We start from the raw sequence: 13,498 nt of genomic DNA, 5'->3' as shown, positions 1-13,498 counted from the left end.
GATCAGCGCTGATAGCGGGCCAGCACCCGGTTACCGTCCTCGACCAGGCGTTTCCTCAGCTCCTCCGTGTCGATCGCGCCGCTGTAGTACTCCTGGAGCGCGGGCGTGGCCACCTTGTCCTTCCATTCGGGGTAGCCGCGCACCGCCTGCGCGGGGGCCGGACGCAGGGCGAGGGCGAGCGCCGCGCCCGTCGCCCAGCCGTTGTCGGCGGTGTGCAGCGCCGGATCGGCCAGGGCCTGCGTCCCGGTCGGCAGCATCCAGTCGCCCCGGGCGAGGCGCACCATGTTCGCCGGCCGCAGCAGGAAGTCGATGAACTGCGCGGCCTCCTCCTTGTGCGGACTGTCCTCGGCGACCGAGAGGGTCTGCGGGCTGACCCCCTGGGTGAGCCCTCCGCTGCCCGCGGGCGTGGGCAGGACCGTCCACTCGAAGCCCTTCGGGGCCTGCTCGACGACCTGCTGCCGGTAGGAGAAACCCAGGGGCACCATGGCGTACTTCCCGCCGAAGAAGCCGGGGAGGGTGTCCGAACCCCCCATGCCGAGCGCCGTACGGGCCGCGCTCCCGTCGGAGTTGACCTGGTCCCTGACCGTTCGCGGCATGACCTGGTCGCCCTCGTCGAAGCGGATGACCGCCCTGCCGTCGGCGCCCCGCCGGAAGACCTGGCCGCCGGCGGAGAGGCCCAGGTTGAGGGTGACGGAGACGGGCTCCTTCAGCGGCCAGGCGACCCCGTACCTTCCCTTCGTGGTCAGTTTCTCGGTGACCTGCCGGAACTCGGTCCAGCTCCACGGTTTCCCGGGCGTGGGGATCCGGACGCCGGAGGACTTCAGGATCTTCGTGTTGGCGATCAGCACCTTGGGTTCCTGGAGGAACGGCACCCCGTAGATCCCGTCGCCGAAGGTGGCCGTGGACCAGGACTGCTGCGGGATGTCCTTCTTCAGCCGGTCCGGCAGCAGGCTTCGCAGGTCGGCGAGGTAGCCGCCGTAGGCGAAGTCCGCGAGGTCGTCGGAGGCGTCGTGGATGATGTCGGGCGCCTCCCCGCCCTCGAAGGCGGTGAGCAACTGGTCGTGGACGTTGTCCCAGCTGCCCTGCACGTAGTCCACCTGGATCCCGGGGTGCGCGGCGTTCCACTCGCGCACGAGTTCCTTGTTGGCGTCCACGGACTCCTTCTGCCAGGCCAGCGACTGGAAGCTGAGCCGGACGGTGCCGTCGGCGTCCGCGCCGCGCCCGCCGCCTCCCGAGCAGCCGGCCAGCAGGAGGGCGAGCACCGTGGTCACCGCCGCCGCCAGAGCGCGCCGGGGCCGCATCAGTGCTTCACCGCCCCGGCCGTGAGCCCGCCGGTGATCCGCTTCTGGATGACCGCGAAGAGGACGAGCGAGGGCAGGGTGGCGAGGAAGGCGGCGGCGGCGAGCGGACCGAGGTCCGCCACGCCCTCGGCGCCGAGGAAGTGGGTCAGTACGACCGGCAACGTCTGCTTCTCCGGTGTCTTGAGCAGGACGAGCGCGAAGAAGAACTCGTTCCACGCGGTGATGAACGCGAAGAGCCCCGTGGCCACGATCCCGGGCGCCATCAGGGGTGCGACCACCGAGAGGATGATCCGTCCCTTCCCGGCCCCGTCGACGGCAGCGGCCTCTTCGAGTTCGGGTGGCACCGCCCGTGCGTAACCGGCCAGCATCCAGAGCGCGAAGGGCAGCGACCAGACGACGTAGACCAGGATCAGCCCCCAGAGCGAGTTGATCAGGTGCAGGTGCTTGAGGACCAGGAAGAGCGGAATGATCACCAGGACGAAGGGGAACGCCTGGCTGATCACCACCCAGCCGGTGGCCGCCGCGGACAGCCTGCTCCGGTGACGCGCCATCACGTACGCCATGGGCGTGGCGATGACGACGGCGATCAGGGCGGCGCAGAGCGCTGCGGTCAGCGAGTTGGCGGCGGCCCTGAGCAGAGGCTGCTCGTCGAAGGCCTGCCGGAAGTTGTCCAGCGTCGGGTCCCCGGGGATCCAGGTGGGGTGCAGCGAGCCCAGCTCGCGGGCCGGCTTGAAGGCGGTGGAGATCAGCCACAGGAAGGGGAACGCCAGGAAGACCAGGTAGCACAGGAGCGCGGCGTACTGCCCGGTGCGCACGCTTCTGCTCGTACGAAGACTCATGCGTCGTCGCCTCCCCTGAGCCGGCCGGCGAGGAAGACGGCCAGGAGTACGGAGACCACCGCGACCATCACGCAGCCCATCGCCGCGGCGTAGCCGAACTGGCCGTAGCGGAAAGCCTCTTCGTAGGCGAAGAGCATGGGCAGCCGGGTACGGCCGCCGGGACCGCCGCTGGTCAGGACGTAGACCAGGGCGAAGGAGTTGAAGTTCCAGATGAAGTTGAGGGCGGTGACGGCGAGCGCCACGGGCCTGATGGCGGGCCAGGTGACCGTGCGGAAGCGGCGCCACGCCCCGGCCCCGTCCAGGGCCGCCGCCTCGTGGAGTTCGTGCGGGGTGTTCTGCAGCCCGGCCAGCAGGGCCACCGTGGTCTGTGGCATGCCCGCCCAGATCCCGACGACGATCACCGCGGGCAGCGCGGTGGCGAGCCCGGTCAGCCAGTCCCGGCCGTCACCGAGTCCGAGGTCGCGGACGGTCTCGTTGAGGATGCCCGCGTCGGGGTGGTAGACGAGACGCCACATGATGCCGACGACGACCTCGGGCATGGCCCACGGGATGATCGCCAGCGCCCTGGCGAGCCAGCGCATCCGGAGGTCGGCGTTGAGCAGCAGGGCGAGGCCGAGCGCGAGGACGAACTGCGGGACGGTGACGCCGACCGCCCAGAGCAGACCGATGCGGAAGGAGTCCCAGAAGAGGGTGTCGTGCAGCAGGTCCTGGAAGTTGAGCGTGCCGATCCACTGGGTGGAGCGGGTGCGGCCGGACTGCGCGTCGGTGAAGGACAGCGCGATGCCGTACAGCAGCGGGCCGACGCTCAGGATCAGGATCGGGAGCAGTGCGGGCAGCACCAGGAACCAGGTGGCGCCGTCCCGTCCGTGGCCCCCTCCCCCTCCGCGAGGCGGGGCCGCCTTGCGCCCGGACCGCGCCGTTGCGGTCGCCAGTGTCATGAATTCGACCCCTTTACCTCTTCGGATCGGTTTCATACCTGTATGGCCGCCGGGGCGGTCCCCGTCATCGTGCTGACGGGCCGCCGGTTCGTCAAGGTGGCCTGCGGCCCTGGTGGTACGCGCGGACGGGGGCGGACGACGGAGGTGGCCGGCCGTCCGTACGGCCGCGCAGGGGGCTGCGAGGCGGACCACCGCTGCCGGGGGCGGGCACCTTTCGCCCGCCCCGCGGTCCGTGCGGCCGGGTGCGGGCCTGGGCGGGTGGCGGGGCGCGGGCGGGTGCGGACCGAGCCGGGACGCTGAACGGGCGGCGGGCCAAGGGGGCCTGCCGTCCGCGCCGGGCCCCGGCCGGAGGCGGGGCCGGGAACGCACCGGCTGCCGCCCAGCCGCCGAAACGGTGCCCGCGGTCGAGGTGGCCTGCGGGGATGAGAAAATCTGGCCATGGACGACATGCGTGCCCGCGAGGTACTGAGGGCCGCCGGGCTGCCCGGCGACGCGGAGCTCATCGCTCTGGGCGAGAACGCGGTGTTCGCCGTCGGCGACCTGGTGGTCAAGGTCGGCCGGGACGCCACGCACCACCCCGAACTTCGGGAGCGGGCCGTGCGCGAGGTGGCCGTGGCCCGGTGGCTCGCCGCATCGGGGGTGCCCGCCGTACGGGCCGCCGAGCCGGAGGCGCGTGTCGTGGAGGGCCACCCGGTGACCCTGTGGCACCGGCTGCCCGAAGCCGTGCGCCCGACCGAGCCCCGCGATCTGGCCCCGCTGCTCACCCGGGTGCACGCGCTGCCCGCACCCCAGGACTTCACCCTGCCCCGCCGGGAGCTGCTGGGCGGTGTCGAGCGCTGGCTGCGGCTCGCGGGCGACGCGATCGATCCGGCCGACGCCGACTACCTGCGCGGCCGGCGCGACGGCTTCGCGAAGGCCGCCGCCGCTCTCGCCCCGCATCTGCCGCCCGGCCCCATCCACGGCGACGCCCTGCCCCGCAACGTCCATGTCGGCCCGGACGGGCCGGTCCTCGTGGACCTGGAGACCTTCTCGGCCGATCTGCGCGAGCACGATCTGGTGGTCCTCGCGCTCTCGCGCGACCGTTACGGGCTGCCCGCCAGGTCCTACGACGCCTTCACCGAGGCGTACGGATGGGACGTCCGCGCCTGGGAGGGCTGCGCGGTGCTGCGGGGCGCCCGCGAGACGGCGAGCTGCGCCTGGGTCTCCCAGCACGCCCCGGCGAACCCCAAGGCCCTGGCCGAATTCCGGCGCAGGGTCGCGTCCCTGCGCGAGGACGACCCCGAGGTGCGCTGGTACCCCTTCTGACCGGAGCCCTCCGGCAGAGGAGCCGACGGCCGGCGGGTCCGCGCCCCCCACGCCCCAACGGAGCGCACAGCCCGCACCGTGCGGGCCACCTCCACGGCAGTCCGGGCGCCGTGGACGATCCACGGCCCGATTGACCCTCAGCGGACACCCGGCAGGCTCGTGCGCCCGCTCCGGACGCGTCCCCACCGTTGCCGCCGTCGCCGCGCCGCAGCGCTCGTGTCCGCGTGCTTCCGGGGCGGACGAACAGGTGCCGTGGGACAGCGGGGTGACCGACGGCTGACGGCCCGGCCGGCTGTCAGCCGGCGAACGGGATGACGGGCCAGGCCGGCTCGACGGTCGCCTGGGGGTCGGAGGTACGCCGCAGGTACTGCTGGAGCGACGCGGCCTGCTCCGCCGCCGCACGCACCTGGAGGTTGTGCACGTCCGCCGGAGCCAATGCGCCTATGACCGAGTGCTTGACCCCCATGGTCCGCGCCGCACGCGCCGCCGCGACCGCGTCCGCGACGGCGTTGTGCGCGTCGTCCAGCGGCACGCCGTAGTACGCGCAGAGGGCCTGGAGATTCCGCGAACCCTTCCTGTACCGGTCCACGTGCTTGTCCAGGACCAGGGGGTCGATGACGGGCGACGTCTCTCCTCGCAACCGCCTGGCCAGCGGCTCGATGCCGTACCTCCGGCACTCGCGGTCGAGGAGGGAGAGGTCGTACCGCGCGTTCATCACCACCAGGGGGATGCCCGAGTTCAGGGTCTCGGCGACGGCCGCGGTGATCTCCTCGATCGCGGGAGCCGCCGGCGCCCCGTGCTCACGGGCGTGCCGGGTGGAAATGCCGTGTATGGCCGACGCCTGCCGGGGGATGGTCACCCCCGGATCGAGCAGCCATGTCCGGGGCTCCGGCTGCCGCCCGTCCGGGTCCACGGCCACGACCGCCGCGGTGACGATCCGGTCGCTCTCGATGTCCGTCCCCGTGGTCTCCAGGTCGAAGGCCACCAACGACCCGCTGATCCAGCTCATCCCGTACCTCCTCCTGTGGTGCTCTCCCCCGAGTGATGACCACCTTCGCACGCACCACTGACAACACGGGAAGGGGCGTCAGGAGACGGGCCTGGAGTCCGTCCACACCGACTCGAACTCCTCGCGGTACGTCTCGAAGAGGCCGTGCTCACTGTCCTGCCCCGCCCTGACCACCGCACGCCCGCCGCCCCGGAGCACCAGCACGGGGGCCTCCATCCCGCGTGCGCGCCGCAGATACGGCTGGACCACCCCGACGGCGTCCGGCCCGTCGCCGTCGACCAGGTAGGCCGTGAAGCGCGGCGTCTCGTCGAAGACGTGGATCTGGAAGGCGCCCGGGTCGCGGAGCTTGGAGCGGACCCGGCGCATGTGGAGGATGTTCATCTCCACGGAGCGGCTCAGTTCGCCCTTCTTGAGACCCAGTTCGCGCTCCCGGCGCTTGACGGCGCTGCTCGCGGGGTTGATGAAGAGCAGCCGCACCCGGCAGCCGGACTCGGCGAGGCGCACCAGCCGGCGCCCCGAGAAGTTCTGCGTGAGGAGGTTGAGCCCTATGCCGATCGCGTCCAGCCGGCGCGCGCCGCCGAACAGGTCCTCGGCGGGCAGCTGCCGCTGGAGCCGCACCCGGTCGGGGTGGACGGAGACGACATCGGCGTACCGGTCGCCGACGAGCTCCTCCACCGCGTCCACGGGCAGCCGGTCGGCGGACGGGACCGCGGCGCCGCTGCCGAGGATCTCCAGGAGCCGGGCGGACGCCCGCTCGGCCTGCGCGAGCACCGCCTCGTTCAGCGCGCGGTTGCGGGAGACGACGTTGCGCGCCACCTCCAGCTCGTCCAGCGCGAGCTCCACCTCGCGGCGGTCGTCGAAGTACGGCTCGAAGCAGGGCCAGTGCTGGACCATCAGCTCGCGCAGCTGCGGCAGCGTGAGGAAGCTCAGGACGTTGTCGTCGGCCGGGTCCAGCAGATAGCCCTTGCGGCGCGAGACCTCCCGGACCGCCACGGCCCGCTGCACCCACTCCTGCCCGGCGGGCCCGGCGGCGGCCACCACCCAGTCCTCCCCGTGCACCGGCTCGTAGATCGGCCGGATCACCGCGGAGACGACGGCGCGCAGCCGCTGTTCCACCAGATTCAGCCAGATGTACGCGCGCCCGGCACGCTGCGCGCGGGTGCGCACCTCGTTCCAGGCGTCCGCTCCCCAGTCCAGCTCGGCGCCGATCTCCATGGGCTGTGCGAGGGAGACCGCCCCCGGCGGGGCATCGGTCGACTCCCCCTCGTGACCCGCGTCACCTGGGGGCAGCTCGAACCCTCCCGAGCTCACCCGTGTACCGCCTTCCACTCCCCCATCAACGATCAAGGAAGGGTACTCCGGGAGCGGGGGCCGTGCAGCCGGATGCACAGGCTCCTTTCTCAACTCCCCCAAGGCATAGGCCTGTTCCTTGCGGCGAGATCGGGTGGAGTGAGATGGTTCATAGCGATTGCGCACCCCCTCGCACGCCGTACGACGGACGGAGGAGCGACCTGGCCGCCCGGCCCCCCTGTTCGGGCGACACCCGGTGCCCGAGGTTGACCGCCGCGGCGGGAACACGCCGACGGGACCCGGCCGCACCGCCCGACGTACTAGGTACAGGACCGTCTTTCGGGGAGTATCGGGTCGAAAACCCCCAGCACCCGGATCAGAAGTGGAAGAGTCCTATCTATGCAGGTCTGGCCGGGACACGCGTATCCCCTCGGCGCCACCTACGACGGCGCCGGAACCAACTTCGCGGTCTTCTCGGAGGCCGCCGACCGGATCGAGTTGTGCCTGCTGCACGACGACGGTTCAGAAACGGCGGTGGAGCTCCGCGAGACCGACGCCTTCGTGCGTCATGCCTATCTGCCCGGGGTGATGCCGGGGCAGCGCTACGGCTTCCGGGTGCACGGTCCGTACGAGCCGCAGCGCGGGCAGCGCTGCAATTCGGCGAAGCTGCTCCTCGATCCGTACGCGCGCGCGATCTCGGGGCAGATCCAGTGGGGCGAGGCGGTGTACGGCTACCCCTTCGGCAAGCCGGACGAGCGCAACGACCTCGACTCGGCGCCGCACATGATGAGCTCGGTCGTGGTCAATCCCTACTTCGACTGGGGTGACGACCGCAGGCCGCGCACCGACTACCACCGCACGGTGATCTACGAGGCCCATGTGAAGGGCCTGACGATGCTCCACCCGGGGCTGCCCGAGGAGCTGCGCGGCACCTACGCGGGGCTCGCGCACCCGGAGATCATCGCCCATCTGACGGAGCTCGGCGTCACGGCGATCGAGCTGATGCCCGTGCACCAGTTCGTCCAGGACCACCGTCTCGCCGACGCGGGGCTGGCCAACTACTGGGGCTACAACACCATCGGCTTCTTCGCCCCGCACAACGCCTACGCCTCCTGGGGCGACCGCGGCGAGCAGGTGCTGGAGTTCAAGCAGGCGGTGAAGGCACTGCACCAGGCGGGCATCGAGGTGATCCTCGACGTGGTCTACAACCACACGGCCGAGGGCAACCACCTCGGTCCGACCCTCTCGTTCCGCGGTCTGGACAACGCCTCGTACTACCGGCTGGCCGACGACCAGAAGTACTACATGGACACCACCGGTACGGGGAACTCCCTGCTGATGCGGTCCCCGCACGTCCTCCAGCTGATCATGGACTCGCTGCGCTACTGGGTCACCGAGATGCACGTGGACGGCTTCCGCTTCGACCTGGCCGCGACGCTCGCACGTCAGTTCCACGAGGTGGACCGGCTGTCGTCCTTCTTCGACCTGGTGCAGCAGGACCCGGTGGTCAGCCAGGTGAAACTGATCGCCGAGCCCTGGGACGTGGGCGAGGGCGGCTACCAGGTGGGGAACTTCCCGCCGCTGTGGACCGAGTGGAACGGAAAGTACCGGGACACCGTGCGGGACCTGTGGCGCGGGGAGCCCAGGACCCTCGCCGAGTTCGCGGGGCGCCTCACGGGCTCCTCGGACCTCTACCAGGACGACGGCAGGCGCCCGCTGGCCTCGATCAACTTCACCACCTGCCACGACGGCTTCACCCTGCACGACCTGGTCTCGTACAACGACAAGCGCAACGACGCCAACGGCGAGGGCAACCGGGACGGCGAGAGTCACAACCGTTCGTGGAACTGCGGGGTGGAGGGGGAGACCGACGACAAGGAGGTCCTGGAGCTGCGCAGCCGTCAGATGCGCAACTTCATCGCCACGCTGATGCTCTCCCAGGGCGTGCCCATGCTGAGCCACGGCGACGAGTTCGCGCGTACGCAGCGGGGCAACAACAACGGCTACTGCCAGGACAACGAGCTCTCCTGGGTCCACTGGCCAGACCCGGCCGCGGCCTCGCGTGCCGAGGACGGCGAGGCGGACGGCGCGGGCACGGACACCAGCCTGCTGGAGTTCACCCGGGCCATGGTCTGGCTCCGCCGTGACCACCCGGTCTTCCGGCGCAGGCGCTTCTTCCACGGGCGGCCGGTCGAGGGCACGCACGACGAGCTCTCCGACATCGCCTGGTTCACCCCCAGGGGTGAGGAGATGACCCAGCGGGACTGGCAGGCGGCACACGCCAAGGCCATGACCGTCTTCCTCAACGGTCACGCGATCTCCGAACCCGGGCCGCGTGGTGAGCGGATCTCGGACGACTCGTTCCTCCTGATGTTCAACGCGGGCGCCGAGTCGCTGGAGTTCGCCGTGCCGATGAACCACGGCAAGCAGTGGCAGGTCGTCGTGGACACGGCGATCCCGGACGGGGTGCCACCGGGCGCGGGGCCGAAGGTGTCGGCGGGCGAGCGGGTGACGCTGGTGGGGCGCAGTCTGACGGTGCTCAAGCGCCCGGCGTAGGCCATTGGGGTGTCCGGGGGCCGGGCGGGCACCGCCCGGCCGGTACCGGGTGGCGGAGAAGGTGGGAGAGAGGCCTCCGGCTGGGTACGTACGAGTCCATGACGCCCACCGCCACCTACCGGCTGCAGCTGCAACCGGACTTCCCGTTCGCCGCCGCCGCGGACGCCGTGCCGTACATCGCCGAGCTCGGCGTCTCGCATCTGCATCTGTCGCCCGTCCTGGAGGCCGTGCCCGGCTCGGGGCACGGCTACGACGTCGTCGACCACACCAGGGTGCGGGCAGAACTCGGCGGCGAGGAGGGGCTGCGCCGGCTGGCCGCCACGGCGCGGGCGCACGGGCTCGGGCTGGTCCTGGACATCGTGCCGAACCACATGGCCGCCGCGCCCCGGCACAATCTGCCGCTCTGGGAGGTCCTGCGCGAGGGCCCGGAGTCGCCGTACGCCCGCTGGTTCGACATCGACTGGGCGGCATGCGGGGGCAAGGTGCTGCTGCCGGTGCTCGCCGGGCGTGTCGGTGCGGAGAGCGACAGCTTCGAGACGGGCGTCCGGGACGACGGCACGCCCGTGCTCCGGTACGCGGATCTGGAGTTCCCCGTGCGCGAGGGAACCGCCGGCCTCCCGCTGCCGGAACTGCTGGACGCACAGCACTACCGGCTCGCGTGGTGGCGGCTGGCCAGGACGGAGCTGAACTACCGGCGGTTCTTCACCATCTCCGATCTGATCGGTGTCCGGGTGGAGCACCCGGAGGTCTTCACGGCCACCCACGCCAAGATCCTGGAACTGGTCGGCGACGGGGTGATCGACGGGCTCCGCATCGACCACCCGGACGGGCTGGCGGACCCGGCCGCCTATCTCGGGCGGCTCGGTGAGGCCACCGGAGGCCGGTGGACGGTGGTCGAGAAGATCCTCACCGGTCCCGAAACCCTGCCGGCGGGCTGGGCGGTCGCGGGGACGACCGGGTACGACGCGCTGCACCGGATCGACGGGCTGTTCACCGACCCGATGGGCGCGGCGGACCTGCTGGGCCGCTACCGGGACTTCGCGGGGCCGCCCGGGGACCGCGGCGGCTACTGGACCGCCACCGTGCGGCGCGCGGCGTACCGGGTGGTCACCCATGAGCTGGCGGCCGAGACCGAGTGGCTGACCCGCCTCGCGGTCGAGGCGTGCGCCGGCGATCCGGCGCTGCACGACCACGCGCCGTGGGCGCTGCACACGGCGCTGCGCGAGTTGCTCGTACGCGTCCCCGTCTACCGGCCGTACGTGACGGCGGGCGGCCCGCTCACGGAGATCGCCGAGTCGACGCTCCCGGCCGAGGCGGTACGCGACGCCAAGGCGGTGTTCCCGGTCTCCCAGGAGGCGGAGGCCGTCGACGTGGTGCGGGATCTGGCGCTGGGCCGTCTCGGGGACGGGCCGGAGCACGCGGCCTTCTGCGCGCGGTTCGCGCAGACGGCGTCCGCGCTGCACGCCAAGTCGGTCGAGGACACGGCGTTCTACCGCTACGTCCCGCTGATCTCGGCGACCGAGGTGGGCGGTGACCCGGGGCAGCCGGCGGTGAGCCCCGAGGAGTTCCACGCCTTCTGCGCCCGTATCGCCAGGGACTGGCCGGCCACCGGGACGGTGCTGACGACCCACGACACCAAGCGCAGCGGGGACGTGCGGGCCAGGATCGCGGTCCTGTCGGAGTGCCCGGAGCGGTGGGCCACCCTGGTCGTGCAGCTGGCCAGGGCGGGTGCGGTGCCGGCGCCTGACCCTCAGCTGGCCTGGCAGGCCTGGCAGTCGGCGTTCGGCTGCGCGGGGGTCCCGGTGGGCGAGATGGCGGGCAGGCTGGAGCCGGCGCTGCTGAAGGCGGTACGCGAGGCGGGTCTCTTCACCAGCTGGACCGAGCCGGATCCGGCGTACGAGCGCGCGGTGACCGACTTCGTGGCGGCGGGTCCGGGCAGCGACGCGGGAGAGCCCCGGGAGATGATGACCCGCTTCGCGGAGGCGCTCGCCCCCTTCGTACGGGCCAATGTGCTGGGGGCCGCGCTGGTCCATCTGACGATGCCCGGCGTGCCCGACCTCTACCAGGGCACGGAGCGGGAGTACATCGCGCTGGTCGACCCGGACAACCGGCGGCCGTTCGCCGGGCCGGCGGGCGGCCACGACGAGAAGACCGCGCTGACGACCGCCGCGCTGCGTCTGCGACGGGACCGTCCGGAGCTCTTCGGGGAGTCGGGCACCTACGCCCCGCTCGCGGCCCGTGGCCCGGCCGCCGCGCACTGCCTGGCGTTCTGCCGGTCCGGCGACGTGGTCACCGCGGTGACCCGGCTGGCGCTGCGGCTCGACGAGGAGGGCGGCTGGCGCGACACGGAGCTGGCGCTGCCCGACGCGGGCCCGTGGACCGATCTCCTGTCCCCGGGGCGGGAGTTCGCCGGGGCGACGGTCGCCGTGGCGGAGCTCTTCGCGGACCGCCCGGTGGCGCTGCTGACGAGGGCGGCGCGCTGAGGGTCCGGCGGACGGCGTTCCGGCAGTCCTGGGGCGGCTGCGTCTCAGGCGGGCGGGGCGGGCAGGGACGCGGTGAGCCGGAAGGCGATCCTGCCGAAGCTCACCTGGTCGCCGTCGCGCACCACCACCGAGCCGACGACCCGCTGGCCGTTGACGCACGTACCGTTCGTCGAGCCGAGGTCGCGCAGGATCCAGCGGCTGCCGTACGCGGTCAGTTCGGCGTGCATCCGCGAGACGGTCTCGTGGCTGAGGCGCAGGCCGTTGCCCGGGTCGCGGCCGATGCGCAGCGGGTGCGGGCCGGGGACCGGGAGCAGGAGCCTGGGCAGTCGCTCGGACTGCCACGCCATGCGCACGCGCGCCGGGAAGGCCGAGACCCCGCCGACCGCGCGGAACAGACCACGGGACCAGCGGCCACGGGTCTCCAGGTCGGATGTCAGCGCCTTCAGCTCGTCGGACCGGCGTGCGCTCAGGGCCAGTTCCATGCGTCGCAGGAAGGTGTCGTGCGAGAGCTTCCCCTGCGCTGCGCCGTCTCTCAGCACACCGAGGACACGGTCGCGCTCGGCGTCCGAAAGCCGCGCGGGATGCGTGTAGGGCTCGAAGGAGGACGTCACGGAACGATTGTCGGGCCGAGACGCCCGAGGTGTCCAGACGATGCCCGATTCCGGCAGCCCTGACCTGCATCGCACGCGTAAATGACGCACGGCCGCGGCAGCGGAGTTGTTAGGGTCGCGCGCCGCCCGGAACCGATCGGGCGGTACCCCCGTCGAGGAGCCTTTGTGATCCCTGCACCGACCGGCCTGACCGTCCGTCCGCTCACCGGAGCGGACGAACTGGGGCTGTTCTGCCGTCTCTCCTACGTCCTGGACCATGAGCTGGCCGACGATCTGGCCACCGGCCGGCGCCGTCCCGAGTGGATGTGGGTCGCGTTGCGCGGCGAACGTGTCCTCGGCCGGCTCTCCTGGTGGACGGGCCAGGAGGGCGGCAGTCCGCAGTTCCTGGACTTCTTCGACCTGGACGACACCCTCCCGGAGCCGGAGCGCGGGGCGGTCGGTCTCGAACTGCTGGAGAAGGCGACGGCCTCCGTCGTCCCGGCCGGGGCGCCCCGGCCGGAGTACGGCCGGTTCGTGCCCCCGGACTGGCGCGAGGACCCCGTCGCGCGCGACGTCGTCGAGGCCCGGATACGGGTGATGGAGGCGAGCGGTGCCCGGATGCTCGTGGAGCGGCTGCGCCTGGAGTGGCGGGCGGGCACGCCGGTCCCCGAGGACACCGGCCGGCTGGTGTTCCGGCAGGTCTCCGGACGCGAGGACCTCCTGGCGCTGATGACCCCGGTGATGGAGGGGACCCTGGACGCGCACGGGCAGGCGGACCTGGCGTCCGGGCTGAGTGCCCGCGAGGCGGCGGAGAAGCACTACGACGAGGATTTCGCCGGTCTGCGGACCCCGCGGGAGTGGTGGCGGATCGCGGAGCTGCCGGGCGGTGAACCGGTGGGCTTCGTCGTTCCGGCGCGCAACAACTACCACCCGATGATCGCCTACATCGGGGTGCTGCCGGCGCACCGCGGGCACGGCTACATCGACGACATCCTCGCCGAGGGCACCCGGGTGCTCGCCGCTCAGGACGTGGAGCGGATCAGGGCGGCGACGGACCTGGGCAACGTCCCGATGGCGAAGTCCTTCGCGCGCCTGGGCTACGTGAACTTCGAGCGGGCCTTCGACATGGTGTGGGACGAGGCCTGAAAACGGTGTGGACGCGGCGTTCGGGGGGCCGTAGTGTCGGC

10 protein-coding genes are annotated in these 13,498 nt (G+C 72.0%); 4 read left to right on the top strand and 6 right to left on the bottom strand.

The genetic code is table 11. The annotated features are described in order from the left end of the window. Positions 1–2: 2 nt before the first annotated feature. From ACFY8O_RS31940 to ACFY8O_RS31930, 3 genes are read right to left on the bottom strand one after another with little or no spacing between them, the layout of a single operon-like run. Positions 3–1,301, bottom strand: a complete 1,299-nt coding sequence (locus ACFY8O_RS31940) for an ABC transporter substrate-binding protein (protein WP_387908594.1) — start codon at positions 1,299–1,301, stop codon at positions 3–5. Next, positions 1,301–2,140 (bottom strand): carbohydrate ABC transporter permease, encoded by an 840-nt coding sequence (locus ACFY8O_RS31935; RefSeq protein WP_387908592.1) that lies wholly within the window; start codon positions 2,138–2,140, stop codon positions 1,301–1,303. Before ACFY8O_RS31935 ends, ACFY8O_RS31940 begins: the two co-directional genes overlap by 1 nt. Beyond that, complete coding sequence (locus tag ACFY8O_RS31930; protein ID WP_145811954.1) at positions 2,137–3,078, bottom strand: carbohydrate ABC transporter permease; 942 nt, start codon at positions 3,076–3,078, stop codon at positions 2,137–2,139. Before ACFY8O_RS31930 ends, ACFY8O_RS31935 begins: the two co-directional genes overlap by 4 nt. A 438-nt stretch (positions 3,079–3,516) precedes the next feature. On the opposite strand from ACFY8O_RS31930, the gene ACFY8O_RS31925 reads away from it, so the two are divergent. Beyond that, a complete protein-coding gene (locus ACFY8O_RS31925; protein WP_387908591.1) occupies positions 3,517–4,383 on the top strand; it encodes a phosphotransferase enzyme family protein in 867 nt (288 codons plus the stop codon). 295 nt (positions 4,384–4,678) lie between these two features. Here the strand turns inward: ACFY8O_RS31925 and ACFY8O_RS31920 are convergent, their stop codons facing one another. After that, positions 4,679–5,392 (bottom strand): 3'-5' exonuclease, encoded by a 714-nt coding sequence (locus ACFY8O_RS31920; RefSeq protein WP_145811958.1) that lies wholly within the window; start codon positions 5,390–5,392, stop codon positions 4,679–4,681. Between the two features lie 78 nt (positions 5,393–5,470). Then, positions 5,471–6,703 (bottom strand): SAV2148 family HEPN domain-containing protein, encoded by a 1,233-nt coding sequence (locus tag ACFY8O_RS31915; protein ID WP_145811960.1) that lies wholly within the window; start codon positions 6,701–6,703, stop codon positions 5,471–5,473. 378 nt (positions 6,704–7,081) lie between these two features. On the opposite strand from ACFY8O_RS31915, the gene glgX reads away from it, so the two are divergent. Together glgX and treY are read left to right on the top strand one after the other, a co-directional pair. After that, positions 7,082–9,238: a glycogen debranching protein GlgX gene (gene glgX, locus ACFY8O_RS31910; RefSeq protein ID WP_387908588.1), complete on the top strand. Its 2,157-nt coding sequence runs from the start codon at positions 7,082–7,084 to the stop codon at positions 9,236–9,238. A gap of 98 nt (positions 9,239–9,336) precedes the next feature. After that, positions 9,337–11,721, top strand: coding sequence for a malto-oligosyltrehalose synthase (gene treY, locus ACFY8O_RS31905; protein WP_387908586.1), 2,385 nt, complete (start codon positions 9,337–9,339; stop codon positions 11,719–11,721). 44 nt (positions 11,722–11,765) lie between these two features. On the opposite strand, the gene ACFY8O_RS31900 is transcribed toward treY, so the two are convergent. Continuing rightward, positions 11,766–12,332 (bottom strand): FHA domain-containing protein, encoded by a 567-nt coding sequence (locus ACFY8O_RS31900; protein WP_387908584.1) that lies wholly within the window; start codon positions 12,330–12,332, stop codon positions 11,766–11,768. 165 nt (positions 12,333–12,497) lie between these two features. Here ACFY8O_RS31900 and ACFY8O_RS31895 point away from each other — a divergent pair, with 165 nt between their 5' ends. Beyond that, a complete protein-coding gene (locus ACFY8O_RS31895; protein ID WP_387908582.1) occupies positions 12,498–13,457 on the top strand; it encodes a GNAT family N-acetyltransferase in 960 nt (319 codons plus the stop codon). Positions 13,458–13,498 lie beyond the last annotated feature (41 nt).

This window comes from Streptomyces argenteolus (assembly GCF_042902585.1).
GTDB lineage: Bacteria > Actinomycetota > Actinomycetes > Streptomycetales > Streptomycetaceae > Streptomyces > Streptomyces argenteolus.
This window is presented reverse-complemented; position numbering and strand designations above follow the sequence as displayed.

Coding starts and splice junctions, on each gene's coding strand:
- ACFY8O_RS31930 (WP_145811954.1), bottom strand. CDS start 3,078: ATGACACTGGCGACCGCAACGGCGCGGTCCGGGCGCAAGGCGGCCCCG.
- ACFY8O_RS31935 (WP_387908592.1), bottom strand. CDS start 2,140: ATGAGTCTTCGTACGAGCAGAAGCGTGCGCACCGGGCAGTACGCCGCG.
- treY (WP_387908586.1), top strand. CDS start 9,337: ATGACGCCCACCGCCACCTACCGGCTGCAGCTGCAACCGGACTTCCCG.
- glgX (WP_387908588.1), top strand. CDS start 7,082: ATGCAGGTCTGGCCGGGACACGCGTATCCCCTCGGCGCCACCTACGAC.
- ACFY8O_RS31940 (WP_387908594.1), bottom strand. CDS start 1,301: ATGCGGCCCCGGCGCGCTCTGGCGGCGGCGGTGACCACGGTGCTCGCC.
- ACFY8O_RS31925 (WP_387908591.1), top strand. CDS start 3,517: ATGGACGACATGCGTGCCCGCGAGGTACTGAGGGCCGCCGGGCTGCCC.
- ACFY8O_RS31920 (WP_145811958.1), bottom strand. CDS start 5,392: ATGAGCTGGATCAGCGGGTCGTTGGTGGCCTTCGACCTGGAGACCACG.